The 20,777-nt window shown below is 38.8% G+C and carries 10 protein-coding genes and 2 pseudogenes; 9 read left to right on the top strand and 3 right to left on the bottom strand.

Going from position 1 to position 20,777, the window contains the following annotated elements; genetic code table 11:
* Positions 1-311 precede the first annotated feature (311 nt).
* From DXB15_RS17855 to DXB15_RS06775, 3 genes and pseudogenes are all read right to left on the bottom strand, one after another.
* Positions 312-590 (bottom strand): annotated as a pseudogene (locus tag DXB15_RS17855) (transposase); the annotation flags it as partial.
* A 131-nt stretch (positions 591-721) separates the two neighbouring features.
* On the bottom strand, positions 722-1,807 hold the full coding sequence (locus DXB15_RS06780) for an NAD-dependent epimerase/dehydratase family protein (protein WP_118702409.1): 1,086 nt from the start codon (positions 1,805-1,807) through the stop codon (positions 722-724).
* Between the two features lie 33 nt (positions 1,808-1,840).
* A complete protein-coding gene (locus tag DXB15_RS06775) occupies positions 1,841-3,325 on the bottom strand; it encodes a nucleotide sugar dehydrogenase (RefSeq protein WP_118702408.1) in 1,485 nt (494 codons plus the stop codon).
* 477 nt (positions 3,326-3,802) lie between these two features.
* Here DXB15_RS06775 and DXB15_RS06770 point away from each other — a divergent pair, with 477 nt between their 5' ends.
* The 9 genes and pseudogenes from DXB15_RS06770 to lgt all read left to right on the top strand — a co-directional run bounded on the left by DXB15_RS06770 (position 3,803) and on the right by lgt (position 20,508).
* Positions 3,803-5,434 (top strand): DUF6119 family protein, encoded by a 1,632-nt coding sequence (locus DXB15_RS06770; protein ID WP_118702407.1) that lies wholly within the window; start codon positions 3,803-3,805, stop codon positions 5,432-5,434.
* Between the two features lie 89 nt (positions 5,435-5,523).
* The gene (locus DXB15_RS06765; RefSeq protein ID WP_118702406.1) at positions 5,524-6,669 is read left to right on the top strand and encodes an AlbA family DNA-binding domain-containing protein; all 1,146 of its coding nucleotides are present in this window, start codon (positions 5,524-5,526) and stop codon (positions 6,667-6,669) included.
* 70 nt (positions 6,670-6,739) lie between these two features.
* The gene (locus DXB15_RS06760) at positions 6,740-9,001 is read left to right on the top strand and encodes a hypothetical protein (RefSeq protein WP_118702405.1); all 2,262 of its coding nucleotides are present in this window, start codon (positions 6,740-6,742) and stop codon (positions 8,999-9,001) included.
* A 323-nt stretch (positions 9,002-9,324) separates the two neighbouring features.
* Positions 9,325-9,497 (top strand): annotated as a pseudogene (locus DXB15_RS17690) (AAA family ATPase); the annotation flags it as partial.
* Between the two features lie 154 nt (positions 9,498-9,651).
* Entirely contained in the window at positions 9,652-10,218 is a 567-nt protein-coding gene (locus DXB15_RS06755; protein ID WP_118702404.1) for a VanZ family protein, read from the top strand.
* Positions 10,219-10,348: 130 nt separating this feature from the next.
* A complete protein-coding gene (gene leuS, locus DXB15_RS06750; protein WP_109214518.1) occupies positions 10,349-12,760 on the top strand; it encodes a leucine--tRNA ligase in 2,412 nt (803 codons plus the stop codon).
* A 225-nt stretch (positions 12,761-12,985) separates the two neighbouring features.
* Positions 12,986-18,118, top strand: a complete 5,133-nt coding sequence (locus DXB15_RS06745; protein ID WP_147404772.1) for a hypothetical protein — start codon at positions 12,986-12,988, stop codon at positions 18,116-18,118.
* Between the two features lie 364 nt (positions 18,119-18,482).
* Positions 18,483-19,538: an endonuclease/exonuclease/phosphatase family protein gene (locus DXB15_RS06740; protein WP_118702402.1), complete on the top strand. Its 1,056-nt coding sequence runs from the start codon at positions 18,483-18,485 to the stop codon at positions 19,536-19,538.
* A 202-nt stretch (positions 19,539-19,740) separates the two neighbouring features.
* Positions 19,741-20,508, top strand: coding sequence for a prolipoprotein diacylglyceryl transferase (gene lgt, locus DXB15_RS06735; RefSeq protein WP_118702401.1), 768 nt, complete (start codon positions 19,741-19,743; stop codon positions 20,506-20,508).
* Positions 20,509-20,777 lie beyond the last annotated feature (269 nt).

Genomic DNA, 20,777 nt, shown 5'->3' with positions numbered 1-20,777 from the left:
ATCATTAAGTTCTGGATACGAGAAATGAGGTATTAAACGAAGAAAATCATAAAAAATGATATGCCAAAAAGACAGATACAGAGATCCGCCAAAAAAATAATATTCAATTTTAAAAATCATCGATAGTTACAATGAATTGCACCAATTCCCCGAAGTGGTCGGTGAAATTGACGAAACTCTGTTTTGACAGCATGGACGTATCTGGTCATAAGCTTGATGATATCAATATTCTGCCCGGTGTCTTTTCGGATAAAATATTTCCTTTCCAGTTTAAGAGCAGTTGAAATATCAATGCTGTACGTGTATTTGTTTCGATCTCGTGGTATATCCAGATCAATCGTTCCCATTGAAGAGGTGATAGTTTTAGGACTATAACCATTACGGCTATCGTCTGTCTCTTTGTTCTTGTAGTCATACTTGGAATATCCAAGGTGATCATCCATTTCAGCTTCTAACATACCTTGCAGCGTTTCGCCTAACAGGTCTTTCAGCATGTCCTGGATATCCTGAGCATCCTTTGGCTGATAGTGTTCCAACAAGCTGTTGATGAACGCTTTGCGTTCTGGATCCATTTTTCTTCTTCGTGCCATAAAAAAATCCTCCTGAATTGATATTTATTTTAACATCAATCCAAGAGGGTATATAGCTCTTTTAGAGTTTACACAGAATTAATTACAGTCTCAGGTACATCTCTCTCTGCCCTGTCCGTTTTTTAGAATACTTATACCTGATAAAATTCTTTATACCACTCCGCAAATTTTCTAAGTCCCTCACGAAGACTGGTAGCCGGTTTGAATCCATAATCGCGCTCTAATGCAGATGTATCTGCATAAGTAACAGGTACATCACCTGGCTGCATAGGAACAAGCTTTTTATGTGCATCGAAATCATAATCTTCCGGAAGCACTTTGGCACGGATCAGTTCCTGCTGAAGGATATCTACGAAATCCAATAGATTCTCAGGATTACTGTTTCCGATATTATAAACGGCGTATGGTGGAATTGGAAGTCCATCTTCGCCGTTTTCCTTTTCCGGAGCTCCTTGCATGACACGTTTTACGCCTTCTACGATATCATCCACAAAAGTGAAATCACGTTTGCAGTTTCCATAATTGAAGATTTGGATCGTATCACCTTTTAATAATTTATTAGTGAAACCGAAGTATGCCATGTCTGGTCTACCTGCCGGTCCATATACTGTGAAGAAACGCAGTCCAGTAGATGGAATGTTGTACAGTTTTGAGTAAGCATGAGCCATAAGTTCATTACTTTTTTTCGTCGCTGCATAGAGAGATACAGGGTTGTCTACTTTATCATCTGTGCTATATGGAACTTTTTTGTTTGTTCCATAGACAGAAGAGGAAGAAGCATATACCAGGTGTTCTACACCTTTAGCACCAGCGTCATAGGAATGGCGGCAGGCTTCCAGAATGTTGTAAAATCCAATCAGGTTAGACTGGATATATGCATCTGGATTGGTGATGGAGTAACGAACACCTGCCTGAGCAGCAAGATTTACAACGATATCTGGTTTGTGTTCTGTAAAGATCTGGTCTACCAGTGATTTGTCTGCCAGATCACCACGGTAGAATTTGTAAGAGGAATCAGCATGTGCTGATACGCATTTTTCAATCTCATTTAAACGCCATTCTTTGATAGATACATCGTAATAGTCGTTGACATTGTCCAGACCGATAATTGTGATCGGAGACTGGGTATTTAAAAGTTCAAGTACAAGGTTGCTGCCGATGAATCCGGCGGAACCTGTGACAAGTATTGTTTTGTTCTGCAAATTTATATTCTGCATATTTGAAACCTCCTGTAAGTTTCTGTGAAAATATTAATCTCTCTGGAACAGATCGCGTGTATATACTTTATCTTTGACATCGTCCAGGCAGCTATTATATCTGTTCGCAATGATGCTATTTGTCATTTTTTTGAATTTTTTCAAATCGTTAACTACTTTGCTTCCGAAGAATGTGGTTCCATTTTCAAGTGTTGGCTCATAGATAACAACAGTGGCACCTTTGGCTTTGATTCGCTTCATAACACCCTGAATGGAAGATTGACGGAAGTTATCAGAGTTTGACTTCATGGTCAGGCGGTATACACCGACAATAACCTCTTTTTCTTTTGATTCATCCCACTGACTATTTGCTTCGTATGCGCCAGCAAGTTCCAGAACACGATCTGCAATAAAATCTTTTCTGGTACGGTTACTTTCAACGATAGCAGACATCATATTTTGAGGAACATCATTGTAATTTGCTAACAGCTGTTTGGTATCTTTTGGCAGACAGTAACCCCCATAACCGAAGCTTGGGTTGTTATAATGAGTACCGATACGTGGATCAAGGCAAACACCATTAATGATAGCTTTTGTGTCAAGTCCTTTCATTTCTGCGTAAGTATCCAACTCATTAAAATAGGAAACGCGCAGAGCAAGATAAGTGTTGGCAAATAATTTTACTGCTTCTGCTTCAGTAAAGCCCATGAACAGAGTGTCGATGTCTTCTTTGATGGCGCCTTCCTGCAACAAGGCAGCAAATGTATGAGAAGCTTCCACTAATTTTTCGTTATTCGCATCAGTAGATACGATGATTCTGGATGGATAGAGGTTATCGTACAGAGCTTTGGACTCACGTAAAAATTCCGGACTGAAGATAATGTTTTCTGTTTGATATTTTTCACGAACGGAAGCAGTGTATCCAACCGGGATGGTGGATTTGATGACCATGATGGCGTTTGGATTTACTTTCAGTACTAATTCGATGACTGCTTCCACAGCTGAAGTGTCAAAGTAGTTCTTTTTACTGTCATAGTTGGTCGGTGCTGCGATGACAACGAAGTCTGCACCTTTGTATGCTGCTTCTCCATCTAAAGTTGCAGTCAGATCTAATTCTTTTTCTACAAGATATTTTTCAATATAATCATCCTGGATCGGAGATTTACGATTGTTGATCAGGTCAATTTTTTCCGGAATGATGTCGACAGCAGTAACATGGTTGTGCTGTGCCAACAGGGTTGCAATGGACAGACCTACATAACCGGTTCCTGCTACTGCGATATTGTAATGGTGATCCAGAGTAGCAGAGGAAACATTTTTCGGTGTTTCTTCTATAAATAAGTCTGTGATATCAAAGTCTAATACTTCTGCGATGGACTGTAACTGATCGATTGATGGAGTGTAGTCCATGTTTTCAAGTCTACCAATCATTCCACGGTGAATACCAGTGGTTTCAGATAACTGAGCCTGTGTCAGATGTTTTTCTTTTCTTTTTTTTGTGATGGTTTTGACCATCTTTTCAATTGATAGTTTTTTCATAATGATTCCTTCGTAAAAATGCTATTTTTAATGACATTAAAAAACAATGCTTATTTGATATGAAGTAAGCGTTTAACATGATAACAGGTTTGATAGTGGAAAGCAATAGTATGTGACATAAAAATTTGAAAAGGTAAAAAATGACATTCTAAACAGCATTTTGGAACGAAAAGTAAAAATAGTTGTGAATATTCTTGTACAGTAACACCATCTTTAGAGACACTTATTTTCCTATCAAGGAAAGTGGAGTAAAAATCTATTTACTATCATTATGAGTCATAAACGGATAGATAACTATCTACCAAAAAATTAAGCACTTACGATAAAACTAAATAAGATATTTATATTTTCAATAAGAAATGATACAATAAGTATAAAAGTATAAAGTTTTATACGGAAGTAGACGTTTTTACTTGAAATAATAACGGATGTTATATATGTGTATAAAATATCTTGTAGAGCGCGGAGGATTATTTAATGGGTCAAATAAATTTATACAAGATTGACAGAGATAAAAGTGCAGAATTTATTGAAAAATTGTATGTTAAGTTTGATTTCTTAGGTGAACAGGATTACACAACAATAGATGATGAAAATACATATACATACACTGTAAGTACATATGTGGGGAAGTGTGAAGAACGGAAAAATCCGGAATGGAAATGGCTATTGGATGAGTATGAATATCTGATTCCAGAATCTTTGATGGCGCTTAAAGCTATAGTAGTGATTAAAAGAGGAGAGGTCTTGTATGTAGCTGTATATGGTATGGCATATTTTTATGTAGATAAATATTGTGATACGTCATTTGCATTTGATTTTGCTAGACGTGTAAAATTTAAACAAATAAAGACAACCACATTGACAGCACCGAATTCTCAGAGAAATAAAGTAGTTAATGTGTATCTTGATTATAGCAATTTCTCATACGATAGTGGGGAAGCATATGCGAAGATTAAGGCAAAAATGGATGTGGAAGACGGATTTACGGTGCATAATGAATTGGTTGAAATTGGACATTCAATAAAAACTAGATTGCCAATAAATAGTATAGAGTGCATTTTGAATTTTATTGAGTATGTAGAAAAAGTTCAAACCAAGGAAGAGATTCAGAAAATACCAGTGTTTTACAAAATTAAAGATGAAGAACTGATTCAAGAACTGGATGATCGTCTTAGTGATAAAATCAAGGATAATATGGATTGTATTAATATATCAGAATTAGATATAATTGGTGTGACAGAAGTGTTTAATCATAATGATGCGACCTTTACTTTAAAATACAAAAGAAATCGTAAAGATGTTCAGGAGTTGTCGAAAGATAATATAGAACAGTTTATAAAAGAAATAAGGGATTTCAATTTCAGAAAAGATTTCTTGAAGATAAAAGTTGTAAGCAACAGGAGCGGTGAGCCAATTCGAACCGATTTGATGAAAAGGTTAATTGATTACACGGATGATGATAAGAAATGCTTGCTGATGAAAGGTGAGTGGTATGCGTATAATGATGACTATTTATCATATTTAAAAGATTCTATTGATGAAATTGATGTGAGGTATGATTCGCAATATGATTTTGGCAATGAAAAATTAAAAGAGTATTGGGAGAAAAAATATAATGCCGAAAAATTATTGCCGGAGTATGCTGGAAAGTCAGATGATGATATTAAGAAGGCAATCAGAAATAAATATTATCCTGAACGAGTATTTAATAATGTCATGGAAGAAAAGTATCGTTTTTCTAATTATGATAGAGAGATGGATCGTGTGGGTGGCGAAAAAATTGAATTAATGGATTTGCATAGGGATTGTTCTATGTTTGCAGTTAAAATTGGTGAATCTTCGGCAAAGTTGAGTTATGTTGTTGAGCAGTCTATTACTTCTGCCATGATGTATAAGCATAAGCAGTTGCCAGATATGCCAGTAGTAGATACAGTAGTAGTATGGATTCTTTTAAAGCGAAAGAATCATTTGCCAGAGAAAAATGGACAACCTGATTTGAATGAATTAAAAATGTTGACGTTGAAAAATCGGTTAGATGAATGGAAGAAAGAAATACGTGTGATGGGATATAAGCCAGTGATATGGATAAATTATTGGGAAAAGTAGAGAATGGTACAATTGTAAAGTACGGAAAAATATAAAATTGTTTTGGTAAATAAAGTAGGCTTATACGTTATAAGTTGGAAGAGAGAAAGATGCTTTCAGAAAAACAAAAAAGAGAAATTGAAGAATTGGTAGAAAGTAAACAAGAGGGAGCATATTGGGATTTTAAAAAGGAATGGTATGATGACGGAAAAAAAGCAGATCTATTGCATGATATAATATGTATGGCGAATAATCTGGAAAATCGTGATGCATATATTATTATTGGAATAGACGAAGAACATGATTTCTGTGTTAATGATATATCAAATAGCGCCAATAGAAAAGTGACACAGATGCTTGTGGATTTTTTGAGAGATAAAAAATTTTTAGGTGGAATAAGTCCATGTGTAATGGTTGAAACATTACAGATAGAGAATGGAAATGTAGATATAATTGTAATAAAAAATGGATATTCTACACCGTATGTTCTGGAAGAAAAATACCGCGATGTTTGTGCAAATAATATTTATACAAGAGTGATGGATTGTAATACACCTAAGAATAAAACGGCAGAAATTTCTCATATTGAATATTTGTGGAAAAAAAGATTTCATTTGCTGGATGCTCCACTTGAAAAAATATTTGAATATATGTTGCGAAAAGAAGATTGGTTAGATGTACCAGAAGAAAATTTGAAGAAATGTCAATATTATAAGTATGCGCCAGAGTATATGGTTGAATGTTGTCAAGACGATAGAGACGGATATGAATATTATTTGTTTAGCCAGATGGACAGTAGACCTCATTGGTACGATATTTATGTCAAATATAATCAAACTACTTTGTTTTCAACAGTAGGAATTGCTTTGGACGGGGGTAGATATTTCACAAATGTTCCATGCACAGATGTATTATTTGAGCATGCGCTATATGAAGAGAATATTTGTTTCAGGTATTATGTTAAAAATTCAAAAGAAATGATATTGCATGAGTTTCTTTTTAATAATGATAGTGGAGAAGCGGTATATGCAAGGTATAGATTTGAGGAGTGCATTTTAATATTTTATTCAGAAGAAGAAAAGGAAAAATTTAAGATATATGCAGCTGAAAAGTGGCGGAAAAGAGAAGAATATTTGAAAAATGTAAATTTACCGTATATGAAAGTTCCTCAATATTATCGTGAAAATGCTTTTAAAGAAGATTATGAAAATGCAATTGTTTTAAAGAAAATGCTGGATGAATATAGAATGAATTAAAATTTGTAATAGACGTGATACAGCCAGCTAATATTTGAACTGGCTTTATAGTTTGATGGGGATTATGAAAATGGACAAAATAGACGAAATGAAAGCAGCATATGCTAATAATGATATAAGAAAATGTGTTCTTGCGTTGTTTTGGTTAATGATTTCGTACAATGCTGATATTAAAGCGGGGCAAGAATATGACCATGATTTGAAACACATTCTGTTTAAAACCAATTTTATCCATAATCCGATAGGAATGAAGTATACAAAAGAAGATTATGAAAAGACAATAACGATTATATGGAAGGCTATCAATATTGCAAAAACAATAAATGCTCCAGACGTTAATACGAGCAAAGTTTTTGGAGAAGGCTTTACAATTGATAAGCGGATCATAAAAGATCTTATTACGATTGTAGCTTATACAGAGTGTTTTTATAGAATAAATGATGCAAATACAAAAAGAATGGATGAATGTGAGACGGGAAAACTTCCGTTTGCTGAGCAGTTGATAAGTATCATTCTTTTTCATCAAGATCAGGATCGACTTGTCAGAAAAAATTACCAGGAGCTTTCTTCACAGGATTATTTGACCGGTATGGAATTTTCAGTTGCGGACAGACCAGTGAATTATTATGAGGATGTAAAAAGTTCAGTGTCAGATAATTTTGAGACGATGTTGGAAGGAATAGATCAGCTTGTAAATTATCTGTATTATAGATTTGGCAAAAATCTTAAGGAGAGGATTGAGGTGACAGATATAGAGCTGCAACTTATCCATCCTTATGAAAATGCGGAATTTGAACGATACTTTTATACAGCAGTACAAAGATATCTTATCTGTCGTGTGGAGGAAAGTATTCGCTATGGTTATTACACCTTGGGAAGCATAGAAAAATCAAAAGAAGGAATTCCTGCATATGGATTTTCTATAGAAAATGATGGAAAGTATAAAGCACGGAGAATGGGAGTATTCAGAAGAGAGTATCAGGTAAGAAAAAATGTATTAATGGACTTTCAAAATAAAGAAGATATGGATACTGCAAATAAAATAATTCCTGTTTTAGCAGATGAATTAGTGAAACTTCAGAAAGAGGATTTTGTTCTATTTGATTTTGATAAATTTTATCCGGAAAAAGAGATGATTTTAGAAGCTGAAAAAGTAGCAATTGCAAAGGAACGAATTGTAGAATATCTCACAAAGGATTATTATCTTAATTGTGAAGTAAAAGGCATAAAGGTGCATGATATGCTGAATGCCAACAAGTTTTTGAATGCTTTATCTGAAATATTAATTGCAGCATCCCAAAAGTATATAGATGATAAAAGACAGGAGACGTTATTGAAAGAAATAAGTATTGTTGATATTTCTTATCTTTCAAAAGAGTTGGCAAGAATTCATGATTGGGATATTAAATATGCCGAAAAATTACTTGACAGATTTATATTTCATGAAAAGAATAACAGGGATGATGATGTATTTGCGCAACCGCTTCTGAAAATCAGCCAGACGCAGGTAATAGTAAGTCAGGCATTGATTGATCAGGTAAATTTAGACAGGGCAATTGAACGTCAATTTATCAGATATAAGAAAAATGTGGCAGAGGTAGGACATGCATTTGAAGCCGAATTCCTTTATAAACTTGGAAAAGGATATTCAAAGGGAATTACGGACTTAAAGTATAGAGAAATACCTAACTTTCAACTTAATACAGAAAAAGTAAAATATCAGGCATTTGATGGGAAAGAAATAGAATTTGATGTGATTTCAATTTTGGGAGAGTATTTGATTCTTACAGAGTTGAAATCAATTATGACATCATATGATTTGAATGACTTGGAAGAACGAAAGAAAAATATTAAGGAAGCGGTTGAACAGCTTCAGCGCAGAAAAGAATCTGTAAAATATGACTGGGATATATTTAAAAAATTAACTTCTGTAGAATTACCAGATGAACCATATGATGAAGATCATATTATATTAGTTGCATGTACGGATGCTTACGACTATACACCACTTAAAAGTGACGATGTGTTTATTACAGATGATTCTTCTTACCTTAAATATTTTACGAATCCTTATATTGACAAAGTGGAAACGCAGAAAGATCTACTGACAATAGAAAATGTGAAGAATCTGTGGAAATGCGGATATCCGGAAGCAAAGGAATTTATGGAATATTTGATGAATCCGGTTTCGATTTTGCCTTTTGATAAAGCTATGAAAAGGACATGGATTCCAGCACCTGTTATTGATGAGAATGATTGTGCTATTTTCTGTGAAGAATATGTACTTGATGAAGATCCGGTTAAGGAAGCAATGAAGCTTGTAAATGGGTAAGAGTCATAAAGTGGGATGTTAAATTGGCTGTTTATTTTTTTATGATCTTGGAATGGTTGTGGATAAGGTGTCGACACCATAAAAATATTATAAAATTAATTCAATCGTCATTGACGGAATAGAACACAAATGCTACACTTTGTGTAAGCATTTAGTGTTCTATTTTTCTTTTAACAGGCGGAAGCCAGTCTTTATTCTAAAATGATCGACAAAATTTCTTAATGCTTGAATTTCAAACGACAACAAAACAAGCAGAAAAGATTTTGTAGATGATTTTTAGAAAACAGATAGAAAGACATTGTTTTAGCAGGAGCGGATATAAAATGAAAGAAAACTTGAAATTACCGGTAGGAATTGATGATTTTAAAAAATCCGTCAGGAAAATTTTTATTATGTTGATAAAACGAAATTAATAGAGCAGCTTCTTTAGCGTTGGGCGGAAGTTAATTTGTTTACAAGACCACGTCGTTTTGGAAAGACATTAAATATGAGTATGCGTTCTATTTTGAAATATAGAATTGCGTGTTATAAAAAAGACTGTCGTGTGGCAGTGAAAAAATAAATATGAATTTCGGTCTTTGCGACTGAGATAAAATATGCTTGGTGCTAGGTTAGAGTGAAAGAAAATATATTTATTGGAGGAACTGTGATTGGACATTTATCAGATTTTTATAACACATAACAGAATGTGGTCCGGTCAGGAGATCCTGGTGTTTGGCATTATTTTTATGGTAGTGTTGTTTTGCTGTATGTGTGCGGTCCGCTGTGGAAAAATAAATAAAGTTCAGGCAGCAGCAGGATTGTTATTGCTTGTATTTCTTGGGATTGTATATGGATCTACCGTTTTTACAAGGTCTGTAGGAACCAGACAATACGAATTGATTCCGTTCTGGTCCTGGTGGGAAGTGATTGTCCACCATGATCAGTCCCTGTTGCAGGAAGATTTGCTGAATTGTATATTGCTGATGCCGATGGGGGTGTTATTGCCATTGATGAGGAAGAAAAAAGTGCATCCTTGGCAGGCGTTTCTGGCGGGAAGCTGTGTGTCCGCCTGTATTGAGATCAGTCAGCTTATTTTCCTGCGAGGATTGTTTGAATGGGATGATATGATTCACAATGCGTTTGGCTGTATGGTTGGATGTATCCTATGTAATATGGTGGTTCGCCGAGATAACAGAATACGAAAAAAGAATAAGGCAGAGGGACAGAGTTCATAAATCATGGATTTCTGTCCTTTTTTGACTGTTAGATTGGCGGAAACCTTGACAAATGCAGTGGTTGTGTTAAAATTTCTACAGACTATGTCCACGAAAGAGAAAGAGGGACAATCTGTTAGGAGGAATGAAAATGGCTGTACCGTACAATCACAGAGAGATTGAACAGAAATGGCGCAAAATCTGGGAAGAACACCCGGTTAATGTAAATGATGGTAAGAAACCGAAATACTACTGTCTGGATATGTTTCCATATCCGTCAGGTAATGGTCTGCATGTAGGTCATTGGAGAGGATACGTTATCTCCGACGTATGGAGCAGATATAAAATGCTGAATGGATATTATCTGATTCATCCGATGGGATGGGATGCATTCGGACTTCCGGCTGAGAACTACGCAATCAAGATGGGCGTACATCCGGAGAAATCCACAGCAGAGAATATTGCAAATATCAAACGTCAGATCAAAGAGATCGCTGCTGTTTATGACTGGGATATGGAAGTAAACACAACCGACCCGAACTTCTATAAATGGACACAGTGGATTTTTGTTAAAATGTTCAAAGCAGGTCTTGCTTATCAGAAAGAGATGCCGATCAACTGGTGTCCGTCCTGTAAGACAGGTCTTGCAAACGAGGAAGTTGTAAATGGTAAATGTGAGCGTTGCGGCGCTGATGTTACCAAGAAAAACCTGAATCAGTGGATGTTAAAGATCACAGCATACGCTGATCGTCTGTTAGATGATCTTGACAAACTTGACTGGCCGGAGAAAGTTAAAAAGATGCAGACGGATTGGATCGGAAAGAGCCACGGTGCAGAAGTTAACTTTAAGGTTGAGGATACAGACAAAGAGATCACTGTATACACCACAAGACCAGATACGTTACATGGTGCTACTTTCCTTGTTCTGGCTCCGGAGCATGCAATGGCGAAAGAGCTTGCAAACGATGAGACAAGAGCAGCAGTAGAAGATTATATTTACCAGTCTTCTCTGAAATCTTCTGTAGACCGTCTGCAGGATAAAGAGAAAACAGGTGTATTTACCGGAAGTTATGCGATCAATCCGATCAACGGTGCAAAAGTACCGATCTGGCTGTCTGATTATGTATTAGCTGACTACGGTACAGGTGCGATCATGTGTGTACCGGCTCATGATGACCGTGACTTCGAGTTCGCAACCAAATTCAATATTCCGATCATTCAGGTTATCGCAAAAGATGGCAAAGAGATCGAGAATATGACAGAGGCTTATACCGAAGCAAAAGGTACTATGATCAACTCCGGCGAGTGGAACGGAATGGAATCTTCTGTTTTGAAGAAAGAAGCTCCACACATCATCGAGGAGAGAGGCATTGGTAAAGCTACCACAAACTACAAACTGAGAGACTGGGTATTCTCCCGTCAGCGTTACTGGGGCGAGCCGATCCCGATCGTTCATTGTCCGGATTGTGGACCTGTTCCGGTTCCGGAAGAAGAACTTCCGCTGTTACTGCCGGAAGTTGAGTCCTATCAGCCGACAGGTACCGGTGAATCTCCGCTGGCAGACATTACAGACTGGGTAAACACAACCTGCCCGTGCTGTGGAAAACCTGCAAAACGTGAGACAAATACCATGCCGCAGTGGGCAGGATCTTCCTGGTATTTCCTTCGTTATGTAGATAACAAAAATGAGAAAGAACTGGTTTCCAGAGAAAAAGCGGACAAATATCTGCCGGTTGATATGTATATCGGTGGTGTTGAGCATGCAGTACTGCATCTGCTTTACTCCAGATTCTATACAAAATTCCTGTGCGATATCGGTGTGATCGACTTTGACGAACCGTTCCATAAACTGTTCAACCAGGGTATGATCACCGGTAAAAACGGTATCAAGATGAGTAAATCGAAAGGAAATGTAATCTCACCGGATGATCTGGTTCGTGATTACGGCTGTGATTCTCTGCGACTTTACGAGCTGTTCGTAGGACCGCCAGAACTGGATTCTGAATGGGATGACAGAGGAATTGATGGTGTATACCGTTTCATCACACGTTTCTGGAAACTGATTCTGGATAACAAGGATGCTGATGTCAAAGAGACAAAAGAGCTGGTAAAAGTTCGTAACAAACTGGTTTACGATATCACCACACGTCTGGAGAGCTTCAGCCTGAATACCGTTATTTCCGGATTCATGGAGTACAATAACAAACTCATCGATATGGCGAAAAAAGGCGGTGTAGATAAAAAGACATTAGAGACATTTGTTGTTCTGATGGCACCGTTTGCACCACATATCAGCGAAGAGCTGTGGAGTCAGCTTGGTCATGAGGATTCTGTCTTCCATGAGACTTGGCCGACATACGATGAGAATGCTATGAAAGATGACGAGAAAGAGCTTGCTGTACAGATTAATGGAAAGACAAAATGTGTTGTTACACTTCCGGCTGACGTAAGCAAAGAGGATGCCATCGCAGCAGGTAAGGCAGCACTTGGCGATAAACTGACAGGAAACGTGATCAAAGAGATCTATGTTCCGGGCAGAATCATCAACATCGTAGCAAAATAATCCATTTTACCTATGAATATTTGAGTATACAGAAAAGATATTGAGATCAGATGCAGATAAATAAATTTGTATCAGATGTCAGTATCTTTTCTTTTTTTGTCAATAGGCACTTTTTTCTCCTGAAATGGGCATGTGAAAGGATCAGTTCCTTTGGTAAAATATGGCTATATAAATCTGACCGGAAAAAGAATTTATATGGCGACACGAAAGAAAGGGGATGAGTCTATGATAAAGAAATTTTTGAGTATACTGCTTGCGGTATGTATGCTTGCATGTTTTGTACCGATGGATGCATATGCCATTGTCGGATCCGTTCGTTCAGAAACAGAGGAGGTAACAAACAATAAAGGAACATACCGGAATTATAATGTTACCTGGATCGAGAATGATCATATTCGCCTGTATTTTGTGCAGAGTTCGAAAATAAATTTTGGCGGTGGTTATCTGGTAACTGTGCCTGCAAGAACAAAAGTATCTGCAAAAGAGGCATATGACATGGTATTTAACAAAAAAATATACCAGTATCCATATTTTGTCGCAAATTCAGAAAAAATATCTGTTTCCAGCAGGAGTGTAACTGCAGACAAAAATAGTATTACAGTAAAATATGAGTTTAAACCGTATAAGCAGGTAACATCGAGATATCAGCGTACCTATGAAGTAACGACGACGTACCGGATCGTCAAACTGGACGAAGGAAAGACAACCGGCTACACGACTGCCGGTATGCTGACAGAGGATGATGCTGATAACGGAAGAACTTACGGTGTAAAAGCAGATGTTGATGTCGAGTATAAGAATAAAGATGGTCTGGCGTATGGCGATGACCTGAATCTGCAATTTTGTACGAAACTGAATGGTTTTAATAAAATGGGACATGAGAATGTTTCCACTGGTGCGTCTGTATACATGAGCAATGCCACCGGAAATTCGGAATCCGGTTATCAGCATTCAGAGAGTGCCGTGGTGGCAGATCTGCTGCATGTAAAAACATCTTTTGGATGGTATCACAGTCCTAATAGCGGCTATGGCAGTTCCGGAGAAGGCATCACAGAACTTTTTACAAAAGGATATTCCTGGGCAAATCCTTTTGTGGCAACTTCCTCACTGTATACAGGTTATGTGACAGGGCATGATGGAACAGGTGATTACACAGATTCACTGCCGGAGTATTTTTCTGCAACAAAAAGTGGCGATGTGACATTGGAACTCAACCTGAATCTCATGGGAAAAGAGATTTCATATCAGCACAGTAACATGCTTTGGGGATACCGGGATCTCTATACCGAAAAAGATGATACATTTACACCGAATGATACGATCACGGTAAGTCAGTCTGCCAGACATCTTGGTATTTATAAAAATAAGGATGGTTATCAGGCAGTTCCGGCATCCAGTGAAAGTGAGCTGGATGCAAATGCAAAGACTTACGGAACAAAGATCGCGGCAATTCGTGGAAATTTTCATGAAGAAAATGACCGCTATGTATTTACAAACGGTGTGGCAGCGTTGTCAAAATCCATTACTGCAGTCTGGACCGGCGCCGGTGGAAGTTTTTCTGTTGGCAAGGATGGAAGTTTTGAGACAAGCAATGTAAATCTGAATACCCCGACATTTAAGTTTTATCAGCCAAAAGATGCTGCACAGAAGAATCTTACGATTGCATCGGGAGAAAATGGTCTGATCGTAACGATGGATCCGAATTCGAATGATGCGGTGATGACGACCAATATTCCGGGTACAGAGATCAGTGTGGAAAAAGCGAACGTGAAAGTGGATGGCAATATTAGTTTTGAAGGAAATGCAGAATTTCAGATTTTTAGAGGTGCTGAGTTTACCATGCAGGAGCTTGGATATGGTTACCAGGGGAAAGATTTTAAGGTAAACGGTATTCGTGCAACCGGAAAAATTGATACGACAGAAATGCTTGGACTGGATATGGCAAGTCTGGAAGGCGAAATTGATACCTTCCAGCCAAGGTATCATTTCACTATGGAACTGAATGTGTTTGATCTCTTTGAGAGTGAGGCGGAACTGGAATTGAAGAGATCTAACCTGACAGGTTCACTTATGCCAAATAAGCTTTACTTCTATGCAGGATCAAGTGTTGCCAAGGTGCCACTGGTGCCACCTGTGGTAGTGGCAAATATAACCGGTGCCGGTGGTGGATTTAATAATCTGGCAGATTCCTTTAACGGAGATTTCTTTGCAATTCCGCCGTTGAACCTTTCCATTACAGGGAAAGGCGAAATTTTGAATACACTGGAAGGAAAAGCAACCTATACCTTTGGACCGGCTTACTTTAAGCTGAAAGGCGATGAGGTCAAAATTTTTAAAAAGCTGAATCTGATTGATGATTTTACCATCGAAGAAGGTGTTCAGGGAGAAACGCGCAATTATAAGGGCACAGACTACACCGGTCTGAAAGCTTTTGGTGCTGCAAGTGTCCATGCAAGTGTTCCACAGAATTCCAAGGTAATCCGGGCTTCGGGAGACTTAAGTGCAAGTGTGTTCTCCGGAATGAACAGCTATAAGAATCCGACCAGTGTCTATGTAAATGCGGATATGAACGGTGGTGTGGAAGGAAGTCTGCATGCACCGTCAGGATGGCCGTTGATCGGTGGTGTCAAACTTGGATCTACAAGTTTTGATTTTTTCCTTGGTGCAAGTACGGTGGTACCGGTCAGAGGAACGAACTTTAATGGTGCTGTAAATTCAGCCTTTAAGAATTTTAAAATTTACGGCGGTGCCAAGAAAGAAGCCGACTGGGGAATTGCATCTTATCGCCTTTGGTACATATTCCCGGAAAATGATGCTGGTATCAAAACCGTTGGATTCTGGAAAGATCTGCCGGAATGGAAGTGGGAAGATCACAAGCCGGAAGGTTACAGTGCAGAATACAATGAAAATGATGCAGTGGCAGTCATGGATGCAAATATGGATATGCTTGGTGCAAATGTAACATCCGTTGCTGATGTGGCATTGCAAAATGCGGTAAGTACCAACAGTGTTTACAGTAAGAATATTGAACTTACCGGAAATGAGGGACAGTCATTATCAAAAGATGCTACGGTTGTTATGATGGTGACACCTGCGGATGGCACAGATATGCAGGCATTTGCAGAGAGCCTGACGGTTTCCAAAGATGGCAGCAATCTTGCTCTGACACTACCTTCCTATAATGAGAAAGATGAAATTACCAATGAGTCAGAAATCAATGTATTTGCAACACAGAATGCGGCTGGAAAAGACTGTGTTCTGGTTGGTCTGGGAAAAAATGCATCCATTGGTGATCAGTGGACAGTAACCAGTGATGTGGCAGAGTTCAATCTGAATCTGAACGCATCTATGCCATTTGACAGTCTCTCTGCGAGCCTGAACGGACAGACGGTCAGTGGAAAAGTAGAAAATCCGGATGCGGATGCAAAGTATGTGCTGGCAACATATTTCGGCGAGGAAAGCGGTAAGGGACAGTATGCCATCGAATATCAGGATATTACAGATCCAGCTAATATATCCGCACAGATACCGGATCGGGGAACTATGGTTGCTACCGGTGATTATTATGTGACTGTAAGTCTTTTAAGCAAAAATGAGATCATGATTGAAAATGAAGATGGAAGTACGGAAAAGGATGAAGTGCTTCTTCCTGTTGATACAGTGGCCTTAGGTCAGATTCATTATCAGAATACTGCACAGCCGGAGGCACCTGCGACAGCAGCAATCCAGCCGATCGGAAATGAGATCATGGAAGGATCCTGGAGTGAGGTGGCAAACGCTGACGGTTACAGAGTAACGATTTATCAGGAGAAGGGCGGAAGTTTTGTTGACACCGGAAAGAATTACAGCTATGATGCAGCTGATATCAAAGATTCCAAAATTGACGGTGTTTCTTATGATACTGCTACCGGTACATTTACACTGGATATGGCATTGACTGTAAATGGTGATGCGATTGATGAGAATCAGAATACTTCCGGCAATACAACTACCTCAGATCTGAAAGCAGGTCAGAATTATAAGATCGGTGTACAGGCATACAATTATCTGACCGATGAAACGGGTGAAAAGATTGCAAATGCGTTTGTTTACAGCGTGGAGACAAAATCAAACGATGCTGTATTACCAAAATACACACCACTGACGCTGAAAGCGGAGATGGAAACATCAAGAGGAAGCGGTAATTATACTTCTCACGATGTCACAGAAGAAAATGGCGTATTCTCCTGTGTGGCAGGTGCAGGAAATAACAACCGCTGGTATCTGCAAGTGACCAATCAGGAAAATGAAAATGTTACCTATACACTGACAAGAATGGATACCGATCAGGTAATAGATGCTGCATATGATGGCTATTGGAACATTGATAATACAGATATTACAGGCTCCGTGATGTTCCGCATTGATGCAGCAGTGAATAAAGGTACTTACACAGATATTACAACAAAATATCTGCTTGTGGAAAAGGATGATACCGCACCGATGCTCAGCCTGGATCAGACAGTGGTATATGCGAATAAGGATACCGGAGACTATACGATTACAGGTATGACAGAACCGAATGGAACGGTTTGCCTTGATGATGTAGACTGGGAGGGAAATTTGAAACAGGTTGCCACTGCGGATGAAAACGGCAGATTTTCTTATTCCGGACAGCTTGATCTGACCTATAATCAGATGGTGATGGATGAAGAAGGAATGCCGGTTTATGATGAAAATGGCAATCCGGTGATTCAGACAATCCGTACCGAAAATGGAATGTTCCTGTTGCTTGTGGCAGAGGATGCAAACGGAAATCGGTCCACAGCAGAATCTGTGGTTGTTACACTGGAAGACCACGATTGGGAGGCTGATTATACTGTGGATCAGAAGCCAACCTGCGAGGATGAAGGTATGAAATCCATTCATTGTAAAACCTGTAGTGCAGTAAAGGATGAGCAGACGATTCCGGCAGCTGGACATAGCTGGGGCGTGGGAGTGATCACTATTAAGCCGACAGCAGAAAAAACAGGTATCCGCACTTATCTCTGTGAGCGTTGTGGCGCAACAAAAACAGAGGAAGTAGATAAGATATCCGTGCCGGGTGAATCAAAGCCGGATACTTCGGATAAGCCATCTGGTTCTGACGGAACAAAGCCGGAAAACGTGGATAAGATATCTGGTTCTAATGAAACAAAGGCAGAAAATGTTAATAAGACATCAGCGTCAGGCAAAACCGAAGCGGATAAGAAAACCGCCGGGGAAGCCGTACGCACAGATGATAATGCCAGAATGATGTTATGGATCACAATTTTGATTCTTTCCACAGGAACTGGAGCAATAACGATTACTGTACGCAGAAAAACGAAAAGAAAATAAAAAACAGTAAAACAGACTGAAAAAGAGCGTTCCACGAGGGCGCTCTTTTTTTGTTGAGCATAAGAGGCTTCGATAGTACACTTTCTTGTCTTGATGTAAAGATGGGCATATGTTAGGATACAATTATGGTAATAAAAACAGATAAGTGACAGGTGGAAAAGGTAAGAGTTTAACCAAATCAAGGAAGTCCCCTGCTTCAATTGCGAAAAGCAATAAGCAGGGGTAGGGACTTGCTTGTATCAGGAGGGGTGCAAGCCCCTTCTGATAAGCTGCGAAGCAGCTATTTGGTTATGAGCAAGTAGCGAAGGCGGATTGCGAATATCCTTTGACCAAAAATAGGTCAATAGTGAGAAGGAGATGCATTATGAAGGGGAAAAAGATTTTAAAAGGTATTGGGATTGTAGTTTTATGCATTGTATTGTTTGTAGCAGCAGTGCTTATTTTTTATACGGTGCGGGAATATCGTCCGAAATCCATTGAGTTTCCGGAAACAGGAACTGGGACAAAGACATTATCCGAAGGAGATAGTTTTTCTGTCCTGACCTATAATACCGGTTATGCGGCATTGAGCAAAGACGAAGATTTCTTTATGGATGGTGGAAGTAAGGTGCAGCCGGACAGCAAAGATGTGGTGGAAACAAACCTTGCGGGAATTTCTGATATTTTGAAAAGCCAGAATGCAGATTTCTATTTCTTGCAGGAAGTGGATATTGATGCAAAACGTTCTTTCCATATCAATGAACGTGAGTATTATGAAAATGCGTTGGATATGAGCAGTATTTATGCCTGCAATTTCAAATGTGATTTTGTGCCATATCCGATTCCACCGATTGGAAAAGTAGAAGCGGGTCTGCTTACCATGACGGATTATCAGGTGGAGAGTGCAAAGCGGATCAAACTGGCAGAATCTTTTTCATGGCCGATCAAAACCTGTAATCTGAAACGCTGCATGCTGGAGACAAGGATTCCGATAGAAGGAACTGATAAAGAACTTGTGCTGATCAATTTCCATCTGGAAGCATATGACAGCGGAGAAGGCAAGAAGATGCAAAGCCAGATGCTGGCAGATAAGCTGCAGGAAGAATATCAGGCTGGTAATTATGTAATTGCCGGCGGTGATTTTAACCAGACTTTTGAAGGTGTGGATAAGTATGAAATCCATGATACGGACAGCTGGGTGCCAGGAACTGTGTACAAAGAAGATCTGCCGGAGGGATTTGATTTTGCTGTGGCAGATAATGCACCGACGTGTCGGTTGCTGAATGGACCGTACAGTGGAAATTATGAGGATTCTCAGGTGTACGTCATTGACGGGTATATTGTGTCTGATAATCTGCAGGTGGATCAGGTGCAGGTTATCGACACTGATTTCGAGTACACGGATCATCAGCCGGTGTCTTTACGGGTGACTCTTCAATAAATTTTTGTCTGTCGGTGTAAGAAACAAATAAAAAATAACTCCAACGAAAATTTTTACAATCATCCTTCTGTTGGAGTTATTTTTTATTTTGTTCCATTTACATGACGGCGCCGCCTGTTTTTGGCACAAGAAGTAGTTGGAAAATAAATTAAAATAGTGTAGAATAAGTGCCAGATAAGATTTTTTAAAGGAGTGTTTTGATATGAAAGTAGATTTGTTTTCCATCGGACATTTTACGGTGCACACTTATGGAGTGATGATTGCTATCGGAGTGATCTTGTGTGTGGTGATGGGATATTATAGAGCAAAACGTATGGAAATGAAAGCCGAGTCAGTACTGGATCTGGCAATTTTATGCGTTGTTATGGGGTTCCTTGGAGCAAAAGTATTTTTTGTGATTTTGAGTTGGAAGCAGTTTTTAACAGATCCGTTGAGCGTACTTGGATCTTCCGGATTCGTGGTATACGGCGGAATTATTTTCGGTGTGGTTTCCGCACTGATTTACTGTAAGATTAAGAATATCCGGTTTTTTGAATATTTTGATCTGCTGGCACCGTCCGTATCACTGGCACAGGCTTTTGGACGTTTGGGCTGCTTTTTTGCAGGCTGCTGTTATGGTAAGGAAACAAGCCTTCCGATTGGAATTGTATTTCCGGAAGGCAGTTTTGCACCGGCAGGCGTACCGCTGCTGCCGACACAGCTTTTTTCTTCCGCAGGAGATTTTGTGATTGCATTTGTACTGATTCGCATGACTGGAAAAATGCGTCATACCGGTGACGTGGGTGCGCTCTATCTGATGCTTTACGGAATCGGAAGATTCTGTGTGGAATTTCTGCGTACCAACGAACAGGGAGGATTCATAGGACTGACAACAGCGCAGTTGATTTCAATTGTGTTTATGATCATATCGATTGTGCTTTTTATTCGAAATAAAAGAGCAGCGGACAGAGAAGATTTAATGTATATTTAGTATAAGTGGAATTGAAAAAAATTACCGGGAGCAAGACGGTAGATTGATTTTCGTAATTGAAGTGAGCATAGCCCGCCTCCGTGAGTGTGTTTGAACACGCTGGTTTTGCGTGTGAGTTCATGGAAGGAGGCGGAAATAAGTGGCGCAACGGAGATAGAAAATCATTCGTGTCTGCTCCCGGTAATTTTTTCAGTTCTTTTTTACTTTATAGGAAAGTTCGATTTTTGCCGACCTCTTGAACGAAAATAGCCCGCACTGAGGCGGGCATG

This window comes from Roseburia sp. OM02-15 (assembly GCF_003481835.1).
GTDB classification, from domain to species: Bacteria; Bacillota; Clostridia; order Lachnospirales; family Lachnospiraceae; genus Eubacterium_I; species Eubacterium_I ramulus_A.
This window is presented reverse-complemented; position numbering and strand designations above follow the sequence as displayed.

Excerpts from the sequence above, each read along its gene's own strand:
- DXB15_RS06760 (WP_118702405.1), top strand. The coding sequence starts at position 6,740 with ATGGACAAAATAGACGAAATGAAAGCAGCATATGCTAATAATGATATA.
- DXB15_RS06775 (WP_118702408.1), bottom strand. The coding sequence starts at position 3,325 with ATGAAAAAACTATCAATTGAAAAGATGGTCAAAACCATCACAAAAAAA.
- DXB15_RS06780 (WP_118702409.1), bottom strand. The coding sequence starts at position 1,807 with ATGCAGAATATAAATTTGCAGAACAAAACAATACTTGTCACAGGTTCC.
- leuS (WP_109214518.1), top strand. The coding sequence starts at position 10,349 with ATGGCTGTACCGTACAATCACAGAGAGATTGAACAGAAATGGCGCAAA.
- lgt (WP_118702401.1), top strand. The coding sequence starts at position 19,741 with ATGAAAGTAGATTTGTTTTCCATCGGACATTTTACGGTGCACACTTAT.
- DXB15_RS06740 (WP_118702402.1), top strand. The coding sequence starts at position 18,483 with ATGAAGGGGAAAAAGATTTTAAAAGGTATTGGGATTGTAGTTTTATGC.
- DXB15_RS06770 (WP_118702407.1), top strand. The coding sequence starts at position 3,803 with ATGGGTCAAATAAATTTATACAAGATTGACAGAGATAAAAGTGCAGAA.
- DXB15_RS06765 (WP_118702406.1), top strand. The coding sequence starts at position 5,524 with ATGCTTTCAGAAAAACAAAAAAGAGAAATTGAAGAATTGGTAGAAAGT.
- DXB15_RS06745 (WP_147404772.1), top strand. The coding sequence starts at position 12,986 with ATGATAAAGAAATTTTTGAGTATACTGCTTGCGGTATGTATGCTTGCA.